Below are 20,047 nucleotides of genomic sequence, written 5' to 3'. Positions count from 1 at the left end.
TACAGGGATGAATTATGCGTTATATAGCTGGCATTGATATCGGAAACTCATCAACCGAAGTGGCGCTTGCTGTGATGGATGATGCAGGTGCGCTCAACATTGTGAGCAGCTCACTTGCTGAAACCACGGGCATTAAGGGCACGCTGCGTAATGTGTTTGGCATCAAAGAGGCGCTCAACAGAGTAGTTGCAGGCGTCGGTATCTCTGTCAGCGATATTTCGCTTATCCGTATTAACGAAGCAACGCCGGTCATTGGCGACGTGGCGATGGAAACCATTACGGAAACCATCATCACCGAATCCACCATGATCGGTCATAACCCCAAAACCCCAGGCGGTATTGGTTTGGGGGTGGGGATCACCATCACACCGGCAGAACTGCTGACGCATCCGGCGGAGCAGCCTTATATTTTGGTTGTTTCCGCTGACTTTGATTTTGCCGATGTGGCACAGATGGTCAACGCTGCGACAAAAGTTGGCTATCAGATTAACGGCGTTATTCTGCAACGTGACGATGGCGTGCTGGTGAATAATCGCCTTAATCGCCCTGTACCGATCGTTGACGAAGTTTTATACATCGAACGTATTCCGCTCGGCATGCTGGCCGCCATTGAAGTCGCCATGCCGGGCAAAGTTATTGAAAGCCTCTCTAACCCCTATGGTATCGCCACCGTCTTCTCGCTGAGTGCTGAAGAGACGCGCAATATTGTCCCCGTCGCACGGGCGCTGATAGGTAACCGCTCCGCAGTGGTCGTGAAGACACCGTCCGGTGATGTAAAAGCCCGCTCCATTCCGGCAGGAAATATTGAGCTGATCGCCAAAGGCAGAACGCTGCGCGTTGATGTTGCCGCGGGGGCAGATGCCATCATGAAAGCCGTCAATGAGTGCCCGGCGCTGGACAATGTTACTGGTGAACCGGGGACCAATATCGGCGGCATGCTGGAACACGTGCGCCAGACCATGGCGGAACTGACTAACAAACCAAGCAGCGATGTGTTTATCCAGGACCTGCTGGCCGTCGACACCGCAGTGCCCGTCAATGTGACCGGCGGCCTGGCCGGTGAATTTTCGCTTGAGCAGGCAGTCGGCATCGCGTCAATGGTCAAATCTGACCGACTGCAGATGGCGATGATCGCCCGGGAAATTGAACAACAACTGCATGTGGGTGTGCAGGTTGGCGGCGCAGAAGCCGAAGCGGCTATTTTTGGTGCACTCACTACACCTGGCACGTCCAGTCCCCTTGCGATCCTCGATTTAGGCGCTGGCTCAACCGATGCCTCGATCATTAACCCGCAGGGGCAAATTACCGCCACCCATCTGGCGGGAGCAGGCGACATGGTCACTATGATCATCGCCCGCGAGCTGGGCCTCGACGATCGCTATCTGGCTGAGGAGATCAAAAAATACCCGCTGGCGAAAGTCGAAAGTCTGTTCCACCTGCGCCATGAAGACGGCAGCGTGCAGTTCTTCCCTACCCCACTGCCTCCTTCGGTGTTCGCGCGTGTTTGCGTAGTGAAACCCGATGAGCTCGTGCCGTTACCTGGCGATCTGGCACTGGAAAAAGTTCGCCTGATTCGTCGCAGTGCAAAAGAGCGCGTCTTCGTGACTAACGCCCTGCGTGCATTACGCCAGGTCAGCCCAACCGGCAACATTCGCGATATTCCATTCGTTGTGCTGGTTGGCGGCTCCTCGCTTGATTTCGAAGTGCCACAACTGGTGACAGACGCCCTCGCTCATTACCGCCTGGTGGCCGGACGGGGAAACATCCGCGGCGTTGAAGGCCCACGTAACGCGGTAGCCACAGGCCTGATTCTCTCCTGGCAGAAGGAGTTCGCTCATGGACATTAATCAGGACAGTCCGGTGATTGTCATCACGGCTCTCTCAGACTGTCAGTTGCTTTGGCAGGAAGTCTTGTGGGGCATTGAAGAAGAAGGGATTCCCTGGCGCTGGCAGCAAGCCTCCGGCGTAGATGTAGTGGCCCATGCATGGCAGGCGGCGAACCAATCCGCATTACTGGTTGGTGTCGCCTGCGACAGTGAAAAACTGGTCATCCACTATCGAAATTTACCTGCATCAGCCCCGCTTTTCTCGCTGATGTATCAAGAAGACCTCCAGTCCCGGCGAGCCGCGGGTAACAACGCCGCCAGACTGGTTAAAGGGATACCGTTCAGGTAACTCCATTTATCCATAAACAGAGGAATCGCAGTATGAACAACGCATTGGGACTGGTTGAAACAAAGGGTCTGGTGGGTGCAATCGAAGCCGCCGATGCCATGGTGAAATCCGCCAACGTGCAGTTAATTGGATACGAAAAAATTGGCTCAGGCCTCATCACCGTGATGGTTCGCGGCGATGTTGGTGCAGTAAAAGCGGCGGTTGATGCAGGTGCAGCAGCAGCCAGTGCGGTGGGTGAAGTGAAATCTTGCCATGTGATCCCGCGTCCGCATAGCGACGTCGAAGCCATTTTACCTAAATCAGTCTGATTGACAGCCACAGGAGCACAGCGTGAAGCAATCACTGGGATTACTTGAAGTTAGCGGTCTGGCACTGGCCATCAGTTGCGCGGATGTTATGGCGAAAGCCGCTTCCATCACGCTGATTGGTATGGAAAAAACCAATGGTTCCGGCTGGACCGTCATCAAAGTTGCCGGTGATGTGGCGTCCGTTCAATCCGCCATCATCACCGGTGCACATTTTGCCGAGACGCGAAACGGGCTGGTCGCGCAGAAAGTGATTGCAAGGCCAGCAGAGGGCTTGTTGGCTGCAGTACCGAAAGCGATCGTCACTGACCCTGCACCATCAGAAACACGTAAAGAACCTGCAGTGATGTCAGATGAAACCGTCGAGGACGTGCAAATCGTTGCGGAAGAACCCGCTGCGACCACCAGCACCAATACGACAGAAAACCATCTGGTCACCTGCAACCTTTGTCTGGATCCAGCCTGCCCGCGTCAAAAGGGGGAGCCACGCACGCTATGTATTCATAGCGGACAGCGAGGGGAATAACTATGGATAAGCAGGTCGTTGAAAATGTTGTCACCCAGATACTGGATGAGATGCGGGCACGCCCCATCCCTCTGGGTATATCGAATCGACATATCCATTTGTCACAACAAGATTTTGACCGCTTATTTCCGGGTCAATCCGTCACGATAAAAAAAGCGCTGTTACAACCGGGCTATTTCGCCGCAGAACAAACAGTGACGTTAGTGGGTCCGAAAGGTCAGTTGAAAAATGTACGCCTGCTGGGCCCCCTGCGTGGAGCCAGCCAGGTTGAAATTTCACGGACCGACGCGCGCGCTCTTGGCATGGCGGCGCTGCTGCGCATGTCCGGAAACCTGACGGGCACGCCGGGCATCAAAGTGGTCAGTCCTTATGCCGAAATTGAACTCCCGAGCGGAGTGATTGTGGCGCAACGACACATCCACATGTCGCCCCTGGATGCGTTGGTCTTACGCGTATCTCACGGTGACAACGTGCGTGTTGCCATTGAAGGAACCGGGCGCAGAGTCATCTTTGACGATGTCGCTATCCGCGTTTCGCCGGGGCTCTTGCTTGAAATGCACATTGATACCGATGAAGGCAATGCATCCGGTGCCGATGAGCCTGGAGCTTTCGCCCGTCTGGTGACTCGCGCATGAATAACGAACAGATGCAGCACATCGTCGAACTCATCGCTGCGCGTCTGCTTGCTCGCAACAACAATGCCTTGACCCTAAGTCAGGAAGAACTGCGCCACGCCTCAGCGATAGCACATTTTCTTACTCATGACACATTGCATGTGCAGCAAACAGACATCTGTTTTTTACGTCAGCTGGCAGAGGGAGGCCAGGACAACACCGCCGTCGCTCATTTGTTCGAAGCACTGGCGCTGGGGATGCAGGTGACCGTCAGCATAAACAGCAGATTATTGCCTTGTCTTCCCCTTAACGATCTCGCGAAGCTGCCGCTGGCACTGCGTGATGAACACGGAAATTGCATTACCCACTGTAAAAAAAAGGTACTCAGCTACCGGGATATTGTGGGACTGAAAGGCGGATGGCTGGTGACGTCACGCAAAACCATTATCACTGTACTGGCACGCGAAGCGCTGGCAGCACAGCATATTCGGCTCGTGAAGCAGGAGTAAATCATGCATCTCGCAAAGGTAACGGGGTCCATTGTTTCGACGCAAAAATCAGCGTCACTGGTGGGGAAAAAACTGCTGCTGGTGCGCCGGGTTACCGCCGATGGCGAACTACCACTCAATCCTGCACAAGGTGATGAGGTAGCCGTCGACTCAGTAGGCGCCGGGATTGGCGAACTGGTGCTTTTAAGCAGCGGTTCCAGTGCGAGACATGTGTTTTCTGGCCCCAATGAAGCCATCGATTTGGCCATCGTGGGCATTGTTGACACCCTGTCACGTTAAGGAGAAACGATGGCTATCTACACCCGTACAGGCGATGCCGGTACCACGGCCCTTTTTAGCGGTCAACGCGTGAGCAAAACCCATCCGCGCGTCGAGACCTATGGCACGCTGGACGAACTGAATTCAGCCTTAAGCCTGTGTGCCTGTGCCGTCCGCTCTTCAGAGAGCCGCACGCTGCTGGAAGCGATTGAGCTGCAAATTTTCTGGTTCAGCGCTGAGCTTGCCAACGAAAGCGAGACTCCCTCGCCAAAGCAGCGCTACATCAGCACAGAAGAAATTGACGCGCTGGAACTGGCAATCGACAAGGCCATGTCCACCGTGGATAGCGTCCACAGCTTCATTCTTCCCGGACGATGCGAATCAGCAGCCAGGTTGCACTTCGCTCGAACTCTCGCCCGGCGAGCGGAAAGGCGGCTGGTCGAATTAAACGAACAGATTAACGTCCGCCAGGTATTGATGCGCTTCATCAACCGCCTTTCCGATTGTCTGTTTGCTCTGGCGCGCCTGGAAGATCATCTCGCCCATCAGGAAAACGTCATCCATGAAGTGGCGGCCCGATACCGTGCTGCCACCCAAGCCCATCAGACTCCGGATGCATCCATGCCTCTGTCATTTCATGAATTGCATCAACTGGCAAAAACCGCCCTGACGCGTGCCAGTGAAATCGGTGTCCCGGTGGTCGTGAGCGTCGTTGACGCTCACGGCATCGCCCTACTCACCTGGCGTATGCCGGATGCCCTACTGGTGAGCAGCGATCTGGCGCCAAAAAAAGCCTGGACGGCCGTCGCCATGAAGTCAGCGACACACGAACTCTCAGACGCAGTGCAACCCGGATGTGCACTGTATGGATTAGAAGCTCACATGGAAGGCAAAGTCGTCACCTTTGGAGGCGGGTTCCCTCTCTGGCGCGACGGCAACATTATTGGTGGTCTTGGTATCAGCGGAGGCTCCGTTGAACAGGACATGGATATTGCTCAGACCGCAATTGCGGCGATAGACATGGGAAAAAAACAATGAATTCGTCAGATCTGGAAACCCTCATTCGCACCATTCTGAGCGAACAACTCGCACCGGTTGAAGAGAAAAAAGAGAATACTGCCCACGGCGTATTCGCCACACCTGCACAAGCGATTGATGCCGCGCACCAGGCCTTTTTACGTTACCAGCAGTGCCCGTTAAAAACCCGCAGCGCCATTATTAGCGGCATACGTGAGGAACTGGCATCACATCTGGCCTCGCTTGCTGAAGAGAGCGCTGTTGAAACCGGTATGGGCAATAAAGAAGACAAATTCCTTAAGAATAAAGCGGCGCTGGAAAACACCCCGGGCATTGAGGATCTCACCACCACCGCTTTAACCGGCGACGGCGGCATGGTGCTGTTTGAATATTCTCCCTTTGGTGTGATTGGCTCCGTTGCCCCGAGCACCAATCCGACTGAAACCATCATTAATAACAGCATCAGCATGCTCGCGGCGGGCAATACGATTTATTTCAGCCCACACCCGGGGGCCAAAAAAGTATCACTCAAGCTGATCCGCATGATTGAGGATATCGCGTTTCGTAATACGGGGATCCGTAACCTGGTGGTCACGGTAGCTGAGCCGACGTTTGAAGCAACACAACAGATGATGGCGCACGCCAAAATTGCCCTGCTGGCGATCACCGGTGGGCCGGGCATTGTCTTGATGGGGCTGAAAAGCGGTAAAAAAGTGGTCGGTGCAGGGGCTGGAAACCCTCCGTGTATCGTCGATGAGACTGCCGATCTGGTGAAAGCCGCCGAAGACATCATTAACGGTGCCTCTTTCGATTACAACCTGCCCTGTATTGCAGAAAAAAGTCTGATTGTTGTGGATTGCGTAGCAGATCGCCTGATGCAGCAAATGCAAGCCTTTGGCGCGCTGCGCGTCACCGGTAGCGACATCGATAAACTGCGCGCCGCCTGCATTATTGACGGCGTGGCGAACAAAAAACTGGTTGGGAAAAGTCCATCGACAATCCTGCAAGCAGCCGGACTGAGCGTTCCACCGAAAGCACCGCGTCTGCTTATCGCTGAAGTGGCGGGAGATGATCCGCTGGTGACCGCTGAACAGCTGATGCCAGTCCTTCCCGTGGTGCGAGTGAATGACTTCGAAGCAGCCCTGGCGCTGGCATTGGTTGTGGAAGAAGGCCTGCATCACACGGCAGTCATGCACTCACAGAATGTCTCGCGCCTGAATCTGACCGCCCGCAGCCTGCAAACCTCTATTTTCGTGAAAAACGGTCCGTCTTACGCAGGTATCGGCGTCGGTGGTGAAGGCTTTACCACCTTCACCATTGCGACGCCAACGGGCGAAGGTACCACATCGGCTAAAACATTTGCCCGTTCACGTCGCTGTGTCCTGACAAACGGCTTTTCGATTCGCTAAACGGAGTTGTCATGAACAGATTCTCGCTACAAACGCGGCTCTACAGCGGAGTGGGAAGCCTCAGTGCTTTGAAGCGCTTTCGCGATAAGCACATTTGGGTCATTTGCGATGGTTTTCTTGCTCATTCGCCGTTGATCGAAATGTTAAAGCAGGCGATTCCGGCTGATAACCGCATCAGCATCTTTAGCGATATCACGCCAGACCCTACGATAGCCACGGTTGTCGAAGGTATAGCGCAAATGCAGACGCTTAAGCCGAATGTCGTTATCGGCTTTGGTGGTGGCTCAGCCCTGGATGCGGCAAAAGCGATTGTCTGGTTCAGCAAACAACTGGGTCTTGATATCGAGACCTGTGTGGCAATCCCCACCACCAGTGGAACCGGGTCTGAAGTCACCAGCGCCTGTGTGATAAGCGACCCGCAAAAAGGGATTAAATATCCCCTTTTTGATAACGCGCTGTACCCGGATATCGCCATACTCGACCCGGAACTGGTAGTCAGTGTGCCACCCGCTATTACGGCAAACACCGGGCTTGATGTGCTGACCCATGCACTTGAAGCATATGTGTCGCCCAAAGCCAGTGATTTTACCGATGCGCTGGCAGAAAAAGCGGCTCAACTGGTGTTTCAGTATTTGCCAGTAGCAGTCAGCAACGGCGAGTGTCTGGCGACGCGCGGCAAGATGCACAATGCCGCCACCCTTGCAGGAATGGCATTTAGCCAGTCCGGTCTGGGGATTAACCATGCCATTGCCCACCAGCTTGGTGGGCAGTTTCACTTGCCACACGGTCTGGCCAATGCGCTGCTGTTGACAGCTGTCATTCACTTTAATGCCAAAGACAAACGTGCAGCGCGCCGCTATGCGCGTCTGGCCAAAGCCTGTCACTTTTGCCCGTCGACGGCTAATGAACAAGTGGCAGTCAATGCCCTTGTGCGCCAGGTAGAGCAACTGAAAAAGCAGTGCAACATTCCTTCGTTCTCGAATGCGCTCAAAACGACAGCGCAAAGTTTTCGTGAACGCATTCCGGTCATGGCAGAAGCTGCGCTGGCGGACGCCACGATCAAGACCACGCCGCGCCCTGCTGATGCCAGCGCCATTCGCCATCTGCTGGAGGAATTACTGTGAGTGAAGCCGCTATTCTTTCACCCGCATGGGGTGATGCCAGCTCCGCTTCTGCGGAGGAAATTCGCGAGCGGGTCCGTACTGCAGGCGTGGTGGGTGCTGGCGGCGCGGGGTTCCCGACGCACGTCAAACTCCAGGCTCAGGTGGAGATTTTTCTCATCAATGCGGCCGAATGCGAACCGATGCTGAAGGTCGATCAACAGTTGATGCCTCAACAGGCAGAACGCATGGTGCGCGGTGTGCTTTATGGCATGCGTGCAACCGGTGCTACTCAGGGCATTATTGCGCTGAAAGAGAAATATCACGCCGCTATCGACGCGCTTACACCGATATTGCCGCCGCAAATCCGCCTGCATATTTTGCCGGATGTCTACCCAGCAGGTGATGAAGTGATCACCATCTGGCTGGCAACGGGCCGGAGAGTGCCACCAGCAGCGCTGCCCACCAGCGTAGGTGTGGTAGTGAACAACGTTCAGACGGTGCTCAATATCGCGCGCGCCGTGGAACAAAACTACCCCGTGACGCGCCGTACGCTGACGATTAACGGAGCTGTCCGCCACCCTCTGACGGTCACCGTGCCGTTAGGCATGTCACTGCGGGAAGTACTGGCACTAGCTGGCGGGGCAACGGTTGATGACCCGGGCTTTATCAATGGCGGCCCGATGATGGGAGGGCTTATCACCTCGCTGGATTCGCCAGTGACCAAAACCACCGGCGGATTGCTGGTCCTGCCTAAGTCACATACGTTGATCGCCCGCCGTATGCAGGATGACAAAACGGTACTGACAATCGCCCGCACGGTGTGCGAACACTGTCGTTTGTGTACCGACCTCTGCCCACGCCACATTATTGGTCATGAACTCTCTCCTCATCTGCTGGTGCGGGCAGTTAACTATCAGAATGTCTCAACGCCATCGACGTTACTTAGCGCACTGACCTGCTCTGAATGCAACGTCTGCGAAAGCGTCGCCTGTCCGGTGGGCATATCCCCCATGCGTGTTAACCGCCTGCTCAAAGCCGAGCTACGCGCCAGCGGTGCACGCTACGAAGGCCCCCTGCGCGAGGCGGATGAAATGGCCCGCTACCGCTTGATTCCGGTGAAACGGCTGATAACCAAACTCGGATTAAACGACTGGTATCAGGACGCCCCAATGAAAGCACTTGATGTCGAGCCGTTTCAGGTGGTGCTCCCTCTGCGTCAGCATATTGGGACTCCCTCCGTGCCCTTAGTGAAACAAGGCGATCGTGTCATCCGGGGTCAGTGTATTGCCGATGTCCCGCAAGGCGCACTCGGTGTGCCGCTGCATGCCAGCATCGACGGCGTGATTTCGTCGGTGACAGATCAGGCTATTAGCGTTGTACGAGGATAACCATGTCACAAGCTATTGGAATACTTGAACTTACCAGCATTGCGAAGGGCATGGAGCTTGGCGATGTCATGCTGAAAAGTGCCAACGTCACGCTGCTGGTCAGTAAAACCCTGTGCCCCGGCAAATTCCTGCTGATGATTGGCGGGGACGTGGGCGCCGTGCAGCAAGCCATTGCCGCAGGCGATAGCAAAGCAGGTGAAATGCTGGTCGACAGCATCGTGCTTCCCAATATTCACGCAGCCGTCTTACCCGCCATCAGCGGACTGAATGCCGTTGAAAACCGTCAGGCCGTGGGTGTGGTGGAAACCTGGAGCGTTGCAGCCTGCATCAGTGCGGCTGACCGGGCGGTGAAAGCCGCAAACGTAACCCTGGTACGTGTACATATGGCGTTCGGCATCGGCGGTAAATGCTACATGGTGGTCGCAGGTGACATTTCTGACGTTGAAAATGCCGTCACTGTCGCCAGCGAAAGTGCGGGTGAGAAAGGGCTTTTAGTCTATCGCTCCGTTATCCCTCGCCCGCATGAAGACATGTGGCGACAGATCGTGGAGGGCTAATGGAAACACAACACACAACGGAACGCATGATTCAGGAGTACGTGCCAGGTAAACAGGTGACCCTGGCGCACCTGATCGCTAACCCAGGTAAAGAACTCTACAAGAAACTGGGGTTGAGCGAGACCGCTTCAGCGATCGGGATTTTGACTATTACCCCCAGCGAGGCATCGATTATTGCCTGCGACATTGCGACCAAATCAGGTGCTGTCGAGATTGGCTTTATTGACCGCTTTACCGGTGCCGTGGTGCTCACCGGCGATGTCTCCTCGGTGGAATATGCCCTGCGCCAGGTCACGCGATCGCTGGGTGAAATGCTGCATTTCACCACCTGCCAGGTAACCCGGACCTGATGCCATGAAACGAATGATGTTAATTGGCCCAAGCCAGTGTGGAAAAACCTCACTCACGCAACGTCTGCGTGGAGAAGCCGTTCGCTATCAGAAAACCCAGGCCATTGTCTGGTCTCCGGAAACGATTGATACACCCGGGGAGTACCTGGAGAACCGCTGCCTGTACAGCGCACTGCTGACCAGCGCCTGCGAGGCTGATGTCATTGCACTGGTGCTCAATGCCGATGCGCAGTGGTGTCCCTTTTCACCCGGTTTCACCTTACCTATGAATCGCCCGACCATCGGGATTGTGACCAAAGCAGATCTGGTGACGGACGAGCAAATTTTAAAAACAGGTCAATGGCTGACGCAATCTGGCGCTCAGAAACTTTTCATCACCAGCGCACATACCGGCCAGGGCATTGCGGCGGTGATTGGCTATCTTCAACACCAGGAGTCTTCATGTCCCGCACCATAATGGCGGTTAACGCCGGTAGTTCTTCCCTGAAATTCCAGTTGCTCACTATGCCCGCTGGAACGTTATTGTGTCAGGGATTGATCGAGCGTATTGGCCTGTCTGATGCCATTTTCACCCTTAAACAGGGCGAACAAAAATGGCAGGAGACGCGCGCTATTCTTGATCATAAAGAGGCCGCTACGCTTCTGTTAGAAAAGTTGCTTTCTCATCACATCATTCCGTCACTGACGGCGATTGACGGTGTGGGCCACCGCGTCGCGCACGGCGGGGAAACCTTCAAAGATTCGGCGCTGATTACCGATGAGGCGCTGATCGAAATTGAGCGTCTGGCGGAACTGGCACCGCTGCACAATCCGGTCAATGCCACCGGGATCCGCATCTTTAAACAGGCGCTGCCCCATGCCCCGGCCGTGGCCGTTTTCGATACCTCTTTCCACCAGACGCTGGACCAAAGCGCCTTTATCTACCCGTTGCCGTGGCGTTATTACGCAGAGCTGGGTATTCGCCGCTACGGATTTCATGGCACCAGCCACAAATACGTCAGCCAGCTTATGGCGGAGAAACTGGGTGTACCGTTAAGCGCCCTGCGCGTTGTCACTTGCCATCTGGGCAATGGCAGCAGTCTGTGCGCCATCAAAGGTGGACGTTCTGTTAACACCTCCATGGGCTTCACGCCGCAATCGGGTGTCATGATGGGGACACGCAGCGGAGACATTGATCCCTCTATTTTGCCGTGGGTCGCCCAACGTGAAGGCAAGACACCGCAGCAGTTGAATACGCTGCTGAACAATGAGTCTGGTTTGCTGGGCGTTTCCGGTATCTCTAATGATTTCCGTGATGTCGAAAAAGCCACCAATGATGGAAACGAACGTGCAGCGCTGGCATTGACGCTTTTCGCTGAACGCATTCGTGCGACTATTGGTAGCTACATTATGCAGTTGGGGGGGCTGGATGTGCTCCTGTTCACCGGCGGAATTGGCGAGAATTCTGCACGTGCGCGAGAAGCGATTTGCCGCGACCTTCACTTCCTGGGTCTGGATATCGACACGGAGAAAAACAGCCGTAACGCGACCTTTATACAGACGGATCATTCAGTGGTGAAAGTAGCAGTGATCAACACCAATGAAGAGCTGATGATAGCGCGTGATGTGATGCGTATAGCCCTGCCTGAACATGCTGAGGTGCAGGTATGACCGGAAAAGTCTGGCTGGTTGGTGCCGGTCCTGGTGACCCGGGGTTGATGACGGTAAAAGGATTAAACTGCTTGCGCGATGCGCAGGCAGTGGTGTTTGACAGGCTGGTCAACCCACTGCTGCTGAAAGAAGCCCCTGCGGGATGTGAATTTCACGATGTCGGCAAAGAAGCCAACTGCCACCCTATTCCGCAGCCGCAAATCAACCAAATCCTGATTGATTGCGCCCGTCGCGGGCTCAGAGTGGTGCGGTTGAAAGGGGGAGATCCTTTTGTTTTCGGTCGCGGTAGCGAAGAGGCTCAGGCATTGCGCGAGCAAGGACTGGCGGTAGAAGTGATCCCTGGCATCACATCGGCGATTGGTGGTCTTGCCGCCGCCGGAATTCCTGTCACCCATCGCCACTGCGCGTCCAGTTTTCATGTGGTTACTGGTCACCTGCAGGATGGCAAGGCACCTCAGGACTGGGACGCGCTGGCGCGCTTATCCGGCACGCTGGTCATCCTGATGGGCATGGCGCAAATTCACGCCATTTGCTCGGCACTGGTGAAAGCGGGTAAATCCCCCGATACGCCTTCCGCGGTAGTGATGCGCGCCAGTACGCCTGAGCAGCAAGTTCTGACCGCCCCTTTGTCGCAGCTCGCCGCCCACAGTGAAGCGGCAGGGTTTCACGCACCGGCACTGATTGTCATTGGGGAAGTGGTGTCGTTACGAGAAATTCTGGCCTTTAGCGGATCCGCGTGACACTATCCGGCCGATATTCTTTTTGATGAGAGGTTGAGCGTGGCGCTGGCAGTGTGTCCCGCATCCTGCGGTGAAATCATTCAGGGGTGGATCCAGGGCAGTGAGAAGCTGGTTTCCTGCCCGGTCGACTGGTACAGCGAAGTGGAAATTACTACCGGTTCGCCATTACCGGATGAGCGCCCGTTAGTTCGGGCCATGATAAATCGGGTATTGAAATACTGGCACCTTCCCGCTCATCTTAGCCAGGAGATTCGTATTGAGTGCCGTTCGACCATCCCCGTCGCAAAGGGGATGGCGAGCAGCACCGCAGATATTGCTGCCACCGCCGTCGCGACATCCCGTCACTTTGGTTTCACCCTTGATGAAACTGCGCTCGCACGGTTGTGCGTCACACTGGAGCCCACCGACAGCACGGTTTTTCGCCATCTGACCTTATTTGATCACAACACCGCCAATACACATATTGCCTGTAGTGGTCTTCCCACAGTGGACATTCTGCTGCTGGAAAGCCCGTTAACCCTACGCACGGAAGATTACCATCGTCTGCCGCGTGAACCGATGCTCAAAACCAACGCTGTGGCACTGGACATTGCATGGCAGCAGTTACAGCAGGCCTGCGAACTCGACTCCCCCGCCCTGCTTGCCGAGGCGGCGACCCGAAGCGCGATAGCAAGTCAGTCGCTGTTACCCAAACCCGCATTTCGAGAATTATTGTCGCTGGTGGAAATGTGTAATCTCTATGGGTTAAACGTAGCCCATAGTGGCAGTGTGATTGGGTTGTTTCTTGACCGAAAAAAACATGATATTGAGGAAGTGTGCTGGTATCTGGACAGACCCGCGTTGCGCGCTCACTGGCCGAAACGGCATCTGTTACGAATGGTCGAGGGTGGCGTCAAGGAGAAGTAAAAGGAACGGTGAGAGGAGCTCTCTCACCGTGGAAAACCTTATTCGGCTTTCACTTCAACAGGTTTTTGCTCACCCATTGATTTCAGTTTCTTGGAGATCTCGCGACGCTCTTTGGAGATTTCAGCATTTTTGATGATGTAGTCGTCCACGCGGTCTTCGTAATCGCTTTTCATGCTGGCGATGATGCCCTGAATAGCGTCAACGCTCATACCTGGTTTGATGTAGTCGCTCAGGTTATCCAGCAGCAGAACACGCTTCTGGTTATCACGGATCTTTTTCTCAACGTCCTGGATTTCGCGCTGCAGTTTATTCTTACGACGGAAAAGACGAACAAACTCCAGAACGTCCTGGAATGAAGGCTTGGTTGTTTCCATTTTGACACCCCTGATAATGTGAGATTCGGATTCGTTAAAGCAACCGCTGTAGGGTAGACCTTACTTTTAGCCGTTGCTGATGACAATGGTTTTATCCTTTTACCTATCATAACCTCAAAACGGGCTGAATCGAAACAAGCAGCCCGCTTTTCAGGATTAGGTGAAGTTTATTTGCGCAACGCCCGGCAAATCAGATGCGACATTAACTCAAGCTGGCGAGCCAGTTCCATGCTTAACCACACATAGCCATGAATGGAGTTTTCCGCCAGCGCATCGCCCTGATGGTCGCGAAGCAACTCACGCAGTTCCGCCACAATCTCGTTGAGTTTTTCGGTGTTGGCCAGTATCGGCTGCGGGTTTCCCTCATACAGCGCATGCGCAATGGTCAGCAACGTCTGCTGCGTCATGTGCTGAGTTTCGCGCAGTGTGCGGGCATTGAGCATCACAAAGTGGCTGGAGCGCGACGCCCAGTGCGCATTGATTTGCAATTCCAGCATGCACACCAGATTACGGCTCACCGTTTGAATCGCTTCAAAAATGGCTTTCTGGATATGGGTCTCTTTGCTCGCGGGGGTAATCAGCCCGCGCATTTTGACGACGTCATTGAGGATTTTTTGCAGATGTTTTTCCAGACGCGGGCGCTCCACCAGGTTTACTGAGAAACCCGCCTGGTAAACCCGGTTAAACGCCGTCACATAGTTAGCCATCTGAATACGCCAGTGTAAAAATGCGCGCTGCGGCCAGATGCCGGTAAACAACATTGCCAGCAAAGAGCCAAAGATCACGTCACCGCTGCGCCATAGGGCGGTTTCCATATCTCCCGCAGGCGCGCCGACCACCACGGAAAGCGTGATGCCAATCAGCAATGCCTGATACGGCTTTTTCCCCAGTGCCAGCCAGCCACAAAGGAACATCGCCCCTGCGCACCACAGCAGCATTACTGGAAGAGAGATGAGTTCAAGCTTCAGGGCAACCAAACCCAGGGCTGAGCCACAGATAGTACCGCCAATACGATCAAAGGCCCGAGGAACGACATTTCCCCAAAAAGAGATAGGCCCCATGACCACCACCAGGGTAATCAAAGGCCATGTCCCTTCCGGGATGTTGAGCAGACGAACCAGCAGAAAGGTCAGGACAAAGGCCAGCGCAATACGTACCCCGTGGACCACGCGGTAGTGACGATAAAGCCGGATTTCAAAAGGACTGAGTGATTTGTCGGGGCGCACACCCGCTCTCCAGTCAAAAAAACGAAGGCGCAATTGTAGCGATTTTTCTATAACAGAGATCACTGTTCAGGACAAAAAAAGTAACGGATGACACGTTTTTCATCCGTTACCACGATTGCAATAATAGTAGAGACGATCAGGAGGCAGGCTGTACCGGGATGTACATGTCAATTTCCCAGTAGCCGTCGTCCTGCGCACAATTGAGATACAACTCAAAGCAAGGACGCATGTCCATTTGATAGCTTTTATCTACCATAAGCACATCAAAAAACGACTCCCAGGCTTCTTTAAACTCCTCGTTGTACACTTTAGCGCGCGCTACCGCATATAGTCCGCCGGGAAGTTCCGTTTTCATCACCCCTTCGCTGTTTTCGGGGATAACAAAATCGTTCGGCACAGAAACCACCACGTCACTGCGTAATTTCTCTGCTGGAACTTCATCAGGGTTGTCGTAGTAGGCACAAATCCAGTCAATAGGTTGAATTTGTTTGTTCTTCACCCACATGTTCAGTTGTTCGAAGCCCTGCTTAACGGTGACATCCCAGGGACCTACCAGGTGAAACCCGGCGATAGTGCGCTCATCAACCTGCTTAACGTTGTATTCCATGCGACCCTCCTCATTAACACTGTTTGTTTATACAGCATAGTGAAATTGTGGATATCAGGCATCCGATAAGGGTCAATTATGTGAGCAGTCTCGCGCACTTGCCAGCCAACCCACTGGCGATCACGCTTTATGGTGGAAATAGTCGCTCAGGCGAGAAAACATTCCACCTTTGCCCACATCGTCCAGCGTCACCAGAGGCCAGTGTGCGACGACTTTGTCACGGTCATAAAGTTGGATCTCACCTACCCGCTGGTGTGCCGCCATAGGTGCTTCCAGGTTCTTGTTATCCATCACGTAGCGCGCCTTGATGTTTGGCAACTCTGCTTTCGGCAGCGTCAGCCAGAAATCCTCATCGGTGCCGACATCCATCTTCTCTTTATCGCCGTACCAGATCCGCTCACTGCCCACTTTTTTGCCTTTATGCAGGATCTGCACGGTATCGAAATTATCCTGACCCCAGTGCAATAATTTCCTGGCTTGATCTTCGCGCCCTTTCGGGCTGTCTGCGCCCATGATCACGGCAATCAGGCGACGTTGGCCGTCCACACTTGAAGCGATGAGGTTAAACCCCGCGCCAGAAGTATGCCCGGTTTTGAGACCGTCAACATTGAGTGATTTCTCCCAGAGCAGGCCATTGCGATTCTGCTGCGTTATTCCGTTCCACGTAAGACTTTTTTCGCTGTACATATGATAAAACGCCGGTTCTCCGTGAATGATCGCGCGGGAAAGCACCGCCAGATCGTAGGCAGAACTATGCTGACCGGGAGCATCCAGGCCATGTACGGTCTCAAAATGTGTATCCTGCAAATTGAGCTTTTTCACGTAGTCATTCATCATCGCGACAAACTGCGGCTGTCCGCCTGCAACATAGTCAGCCAGTGCCACGCAGGCATCGTTCCCGGAATCGACGATCAGCCCGCGGCTCAAGTCTCGCACGGTCACCCGATCGCCGGGCTTAATAAACATCAGTGACGATCCATCAAAAACAGGATTTCCTCTCGCCCAGGCATCTTTGCCAACGGTGACCACATCGTCGGCAGTAATGCGGTGACTATCAATGGCACGGTCGACCACATAGCCGGTCATGAGTTTGGTGAGGCTTGCCGGGTTACGCTGCTGGTGTTCATTGCCCGCGGTTAAGATCTGTCCAGTTGTGAAATCCATCAACACCCAGGCACCCGCCTGAATGGCTGGAGGCTGTGGTGCCAGCGGCATATCTTCGGCATGCGCAAAATGGATCGTGGCTGAAAGAAGTGAAAAGGCAAAAAACAAACGGCGTTTCAATGGAATATCCTCGTTTACGTCAAATTCGCCGTTCTTTTTACGCAACTTAGTGTGTCGATACTCGGACAAATTGAAAAAAAATGTGACCGACATCGAATTTATCTCCTCCAATTGGCGGAAAAAAGCCCTTCCTGCCGGGGTTTTTCTTCGGCAGAAATGGCCCGATGGTTTACCATGCTGATGTTATTAATGAACAGGATAAGCTCAGTGTCAGATTCTACGGCAGCGCCGACATTTCTCTTCCACGACTATGAAACTTTTGGCACCCACCCGGCGCTGGACAGGCCCGCGCAGTTCGCCGCCATACGCACCGACGCCGATTTCAACATCATTGGTGAGCCGGAAGTGTTTTTCTGTAAGCCAACAGATGACTATCTGCCCCAGCCCGGTGCCGTGCTGATTACAGGCATCACACCGCAGATGGCAAAAGCTAACGGCGTTAACGAAGCTGAGTTTGCAAAGCGCATTCACGATCTGTTCACCGTGCCAAATACCTGTGTGCTGGGTTACAACAACGTTCGCTTTGATGATGAAGTGACGCGCAATATCTTCTATCGTAATTTCTACGATCCTTATGCCTGGAGCTGGCAGAATAACAATTCCCGCTGGGATTTACTTGATGTGATGCGCGCTTGCTATGCATTACGCCCACAAGGGATTAACTGGCCAGAAAATGACGATGGCCTGCCAAGTTTCCGTCTTGAACATCTGACCAAAGCCAATGGTATTGACCACAGCAATGCGCATGATGCGATGGCTGACGTCTATGCCACCATCGCAATGGCTAAACTGGTGAAAACCCACCAGCCTCGCCTGTTTGACTACCTGCTCAGCCACCGTGGAAAACAGAAGCTAGCCACACTGATCGATGTGCCCCAAATGGCACCACTGGTGCACATTTCCGGTATGTTCGGCGCCGAACGGAGTAACACCAGTTGGGTTGCTCCGCTCGCCTGGCACCCGGAAAACCGTAACGCGGTGATTATGGTCGACCTGGCGGGTGATATGACACCTCTGCTGGAACTCAATGCCGATGAACTTCGTGAGCGACTGTATACCCCAAAAGCGGCGCTCGCAGGAAAGTCCCCGGTTCCGGTGAAGCTGGTGCACCTGAATAAATGCCCGATACTGGCTCAGGCTAAGACGCTGCGCCCTGAAGACGCTGAACGTCTGGGTGTCGACCGTACACGCTGTCTGGATAACCTGAAGATCCTGCGCGAAAACCCACAGGTGCGCGAAAAAGTAGTCGCGATATTTGCTGAAGCCGAGCCCTTTGTACCCTCAGAGAACGTTGATGCCCAGCTCTATAATGGCTTCTTCAGCGATGCCGACCGTGCGGCAATGCGTATTGTCCTTGAAACCGACCCACGTAATCTGCCTGCACTTGACATCACTTTTGCAGATAAACGCATCGAGAAATTACTGTTCAACTACCGCGCACGTAACTTCCCGGGAACCCTGGATGAAGCGGAACAACAGCGCTGGATGGAACATCGTCGCGAGGTATTTACACCAGAATTCTTGCAGGCCTACGCCGACGAATTACAGATGCTGTTTGCACAACATGCGGACGATAAAGAGAAAGTGGCACTGCTAAATGCCCTGTGGCAGTACGCGCAGGAGAGTGTTTAGGACATAAAAAACCGGAGGCCATGGCCTCCGGTTCTTCATTTGCGCAGTGATAATTTATTGTGCAATGTCTTCGTACTGCGGAACCGGATTGCGGAAGCTCTTAGTTACACAAGCCAGATAGATCAGGCCAATTGCACCCCAGATAAGCCCCAGAATCATTGAACTCTGCTCCAGGTTAATCCACAACGCACCCACCGTCAGCGCACCACACATCGGCAGCACCAGATACTGGAAGTGTTCTTTCAGTGTCTTGTTACGCTTCTCACGGATCCAGAACTGAGAAATGACGGACAGGTTGACGAAGGTGAAGGCAACCAGCGCACCAAAGTTAATCAGCGCAGTCGCAGTGACAAGGTCGAATTTAATGGCCAACAGTGCAATTGCACCCACCAGTAACACGTTCCATGCCGGCGTACGCCATTTCGGGTGCACGTAACCGAAGAAACGGGTCGGGAACACACCATCACGGCCCATCACGTACATCAGGCGGGAAACGCCTGCATGGGCAGCCATACCGGATGCCAGAACAGTGATGGTGGAGAAAATCAGCACGCCGTACTGGAAGGCACGACCCGCAACGTAAAGCATGATTTCTGGTTGCGATGCATCCGGATCTTTAAAGCGAGAGATGTCCGGGAAGTACAGTTGCAGGAAGTAAGAGGCAACGATAAATACCAGACCGCCAATCAGCGCCGTCAGGAAAATAGCTTTTGGGATCACGCGCTCGGCATCTTTGGTCTCTTCAGACAGAGAGGAGATGCCATCAAAGCCAAGGAACGAGAAGCACAGAATGGTTGCACCGGTAATCATCGGTACCACATGCGCATCTTCAGACCAGAACGGACGCGAGCTGGTCAGCGTACCCGCACCTTCACCGTGGGCAACACCGTAGACAATCAGGCCAACGATGACGGCAACGATACCCATTTGCAAAATCACAATCAGGGTGTTGAAGTTTGCAACGGACTTGATGCTGCGCAGGTTGAAGAGGGTCATAAAGGCGACCAGGGCAACCACAAAGATCCAGGAAGGAATACCCGGGAACAGCGCTTCAAAGTAAATTTTCGCCAGAAGAATGTTGATCATCGGCATGAACAGATAGTCCAGCAGTGATGACCAGCCCACCATAAAGCCAACGGTAGGGCTAATGGATTTCTGAGCGTAGGTATACGCTGAGCCAGCAGACGGGAAACGGCGCACCAGTTTACCGTAGCTCAACGCAGTAAAGAGAATGGCAATCAGCGCAAAAGCATAGGCTGTTGCGACGTGACCATCAGTCAAACCAGAGACAATGCCGAATGTATCGAACAGCGTCATCGGCTGCATATAGGCAAGACCCATCATGACAACCGGAATCAGCGTAAGCGTTTTACGCAATTCCACGCGAGAGGTTTTTGGAGTAACGTTATGCGACATG

The 20,047-nt window shown here is 53.9% G+C and carries 23 protein-coding genes; 18 read left to right on the top strand and 5 right to left on the bottom strand.

The genetic code is table 11. From position 1 onward, the window contains the following. Nucleotides 1-14 precede the first annotated feature (14 nt). Genes AC5JPW_RS14975 through AC5JPW_RS14895 form a run of 17 tightly spaced genes read left to right on the top strand, consistent with a single transcriptional unit; the run spans nucleotide 15 to nucleotide 13,507 of the window. On the top strand, nucleotides 15-1,847 hold the full coding sequence (locus AC5JPW_RS14975; protein WP_494241547.1) for a diol dehydratase reactivase subunit alpha: 1,833 nt from the start codon (nucleotides 15-17) through the stop codon (nucleotides 1,845-1,847). Then, nucleotides 1,837-2,175, top strand: a complete 339-nt coding sequence (locus AC5JPW_RS14970) for a glycerol dehydratase reactivase beta/small subunit family protein (protein WP_494241545.1) — start codon at nucleotides 1,837-1,839, stop codon at nucleotides 2,173-2,175. The genes AC5JPW_RS14975 and AC5JPW_RS14970 overlap by 11 nt, the downstream gene beginning before the upstream one ends. A gap of 32 nt (nucleotides 2,176-2,207) precedes the next feature. Continuing rightward, nucleotides 2,208-2,483: a propanediol utilization microcompartment protein PduJ gene (gene pduJ, locus AC5JPW_RS14965; RefSeq protein ID WP_458046686.1), complete on the top strand. Its 276-nt coding sequence runs from the start codon at nucleotides 2,208-2,210 to the stop codon at nucleotides 2,481-2,483. Nucleotides 2,484-2,505: 22 nt separating this feature from the next. Then, a complete protein-coding gene (locus tag AC5JPW_RS14960; RefSeq protein WP_494241543.1) occupies nucleotides 2,506-3,006 on the top strand; it encodes a BMC domain-containing protein in 501 nt (166 codons plus the stop codon). Nucleotides 3,007-3,008: 2 nt separating this feature from the next. After that, nucleotides 3,009-3,641 carry a phosphate propanoyltransferase gene (locus AC5JPW_RS14955; protein WP_494241541.1) on the top strand — a complete coding sequence of 211 codons (633 nt, stop codon included), beginning with the start codon at nucleotides 3,009-3,011 and terminating at the stop codon, nucleotides 3,639-3,641. Then, nucleotides 3,638-4,129, top strand: a complete 492-nt coding sequence (gene pduM / locus AC5JPW_RS14950) for a PduM family microcompartment protein (RefSeq protein WP_494241539.1) — start codon at nucleotides 3,638-3,640, stop codon at nucleotides 4,127-4,129. Before AC5JPW_RS14955 ends, pduM begins: the two co-directional genes overlap by 4 nt. Before the next feature lie 3 nt (nucleotides 4,130-4,132). Beyond that, nucleotides 4,133-4,408 (top strand): EutN/CcmL family microcompartment protein, encoded by a 276-nt coding sequence (locus AC5JPW_RS14945; RefSeq protein ID WP_494241538.1) that lies wholly within the window; start codon nucleotides 4,133-4,135, stop codon nucleotides 4,406-4,408. A 9-nt stretch (nucleotides 4,409-4,417) separates the two neighbouring features. Next, nucleotides 4,418-5,425 carry a two-domain cob(I)yrinic acid a,c-diamide adenosyltransferase PduO gene (gene pduO / locus AC5JPW_RS14940; protein ID WP_494241536.1) on the top strand — a complete coding sequence of 336 codons (1,008 nt, stop codon included), beginning with the start codon at nucleotides 4,418-4,420 and terminating at the stop codon, nucleotides 5,423-5,425. After that, nucleotides 5,422-6,813, top strand: a complete 1,392-nt coding sequence (gene pduP, locus AC5JPW_RS14935; RefSeq protein WP_494241535.1) for a CoA-acylating propionaldehyde dehydrogenase PduP — start codon at nucleotides 5,422-5,424, stop codon at nucleotides 6,811-6,813. Before pduO ends, pduP begins: the two co-directional genes overlap by 4 nt. A gap of 11 nt (nucleotides 6,814-6,824) precedes the next feature. Further along, nucleotides 6,825-7,937 (top strand): 1-propanol dehydrogenase PduQ, encoded by a 1,113-nt coding sequence (locus AC5JPW_RS14930; protein ID WP_494241533.1) that lies wholly within the window; start codon nucleotides 6,825-6,827, stop codon nucleotides 7,935-7,937. Between the two features lie 11 nt (nucleotides 7,938-7,948). Further along, nucleotides 7,949-9,304: a 4Fe-4S dicluster domain-containing protein gene (locus AC5JPW_RS14925; RefSeq protein ID WP_494242358.1), complete on the top strand. Its 1,356-nt coding sequence runs from the start codon at nucleotides 7,949-7,951 to the stop codon at nucleotides 9,302-9,304. A gap of 2 nt (nucleotides 9,305-9,306) precedes the next feature. Then, complete coding sequence (gene pduT / locus AC5JPW_RS14920) at nucleotides 9,307-9,861, top strand: propanediol utilization microcompartment protein PduT (RefSeq protein ID WP_494241531.1); 555 nt, start codon at nucleotides 9,307-9,309, stop codon at nucleotides 9,859-9,861. After that, a complete protein-coding gene (pduU, locus tag AC5JPW_RS14915; protein ID WP_458046678.1) occupies nucleotides 9,861-10,211 on the top strand; it encodes a propanediol utilization microcompartment protein PduU in 351 nt (116 codons plus the stop codon). Before pduT ends, pduU begins: the two co-directional genes overlap by 1 nt. A gap of 4 nt (nucleotides 10,212-10,215) precedes the next feature. Beyond that, nucleotides 10,216-10,668, top strand: a complete 453-nt coding sequence (gene pduV, locus AC5JPW_RS14910; RefSeq protein ID WP_494241529.1) for a propanediol utilization protein PduV — start codon at nucleotides 10,216-10,218, stop codon at nucleotides 10,666-10,668. Then, nucleotides 10,653-11,861 carry an acetate/propionate family kinase gene (locus AC5JPW_RS14905; RefSeq protein WP_494241527.1) on the top strand — a complete coding sequence of 403 codons (1,209 nt, stop codon included), beginning with the start codon at nucleotides 10,653-10,655 and terminating at the stop codon, nucleotides 11,859-11,861. The genes pduV and AC5JPW_RS14905 overlap by 16 nt, the downstream gene beginning before the upstream one ends. Next, the gene (cobA, locus tag AC5JPW_RS14900) at nucleotides 11,858-12,601 is read left to right on the top strand and encodes a uroporphyrinogen-III C-methyltransferase (protein ID WP_494241525.1); all 744 of its coding nucleotides are present in this window, start codon (nucleotides 11,858-11,860) and stop codon (nucleotides 12,599-12,601) included. Before AC5JPW_RS14905 ends, cobA begins: the two co-directional genes overlap by 4 nt. Before the next feature lie 39 nt (nucleotides 12,602-12,640). Continuing rightward, a complete protein-coding gene (locus AC5JPW_RS14895; protein ID WP_494241524.1) occupies nucleotides 12,641-13,507 on the top strand; it encodes an L-threonine kinase in 867 nt (288 codons plus the stop codon). 38 nt (nucleotides 13,508-13,545) lie between these two features. Here the strand turns inward: AC5JPW_RS14895 and AC5JPW_RS14890 are convergent, their stop codons facing one another. From AC5JPW_RS14890 to dacD, 4 genes are all read right to left on the bottom strand, one after another. Further along, nucleotides 13,546-13,881, bottom strand: a complete 336-nt coding sequence (locus AC5JPW_RS14890) for a DUF496 family protein (protein WP_494241522.1) — start codon at nucleotides 13,879-13,881, stop codon at nucleotides 13,546-13,548. 167 nt (nucleotides 13,882-14,048) lie between these two features. Then, complete coding sequence (locus tag AC5JPW_RS14885) at nucleotides 14,049-15,107, bottom strand: FUSC family protein (protein ID WP_494241520.1); 1,059 nt, start codon at nucleotides 15,105-15,107, stop codon at nucleotides 14,049-14,051. A gap of 136 nt (nucleotides 15,108-15,243) precedes the next feature. Continuing rightward, complete coding sequence (gene sbmC, locus AC5JPW_RS14880; RefSeq protein ID WP_494241519.1) at nucleotides 15,244-15,714, bottom strand: DNA gyrase inhibitor SbmC; 471 nt, start codon at nucleotides 15,712-15,714, stop codon at nucleotides 15,244-15,246. 120 nt (nucleotides 15,715-15,834) lie between these two features. Beyond that, on the bottom strand, nucleotides 15,835-17,004 hold the full coding sequence (dacD, locus tag AC5JPW_RS14875; protein ID WP_494242356.1) for a serine-type D-Ala-D-Ala carboxypeptidase DacD: 1,170 nt from the start codon (nucleotides 17,002-17,004) through the stop codon (nucleotides 15,835-15,837). Between the two features lie 201 nt (nucleotides 17,005-17,205). Here dacD and sbcB point away from each other — a divergent pair, with 201 nt between their 5' ends. Then, the gene (gene sbcB / locus AC5JPW_RS14870) at nucleotides 17,206-18,630 is read left to right on the top strand and encodes an exodeoxyribonuclease I (RefSeq protein WP_494241517.1); all 1,425 of its coding nucleotides are present in this window, start codon (nucleotides 17,206-17,208) and stop codon (nucleotides 18,628-18,630) included. A gap of 54 nt (nucleotides 18,631-18,684) precedes the next feature. Here sbcB and AC5JPW_RS14865 read toward each other — a convergent pair whose 3' ends face one another. Continuing rightward, nucleotides 18,685-20,046: an APC family permease gene (locus AC5JPW_RS14865; protein ID WP_494241516.1), complete on the bottom strand. Its 1,362-nt coding sequence runs from the start codon at nucleotides 20,044-20,046 to the stop codon at nucleotides 18,685-18,687. Nucleotide 20,047 lies beyond the last annotated feature (1 nt).

The organism is Phytobacter sp. (genome assembly GCF_059074235.1).
This window is presented reverse-complemented; position numbering and strand designations above follow the sequence as displayed.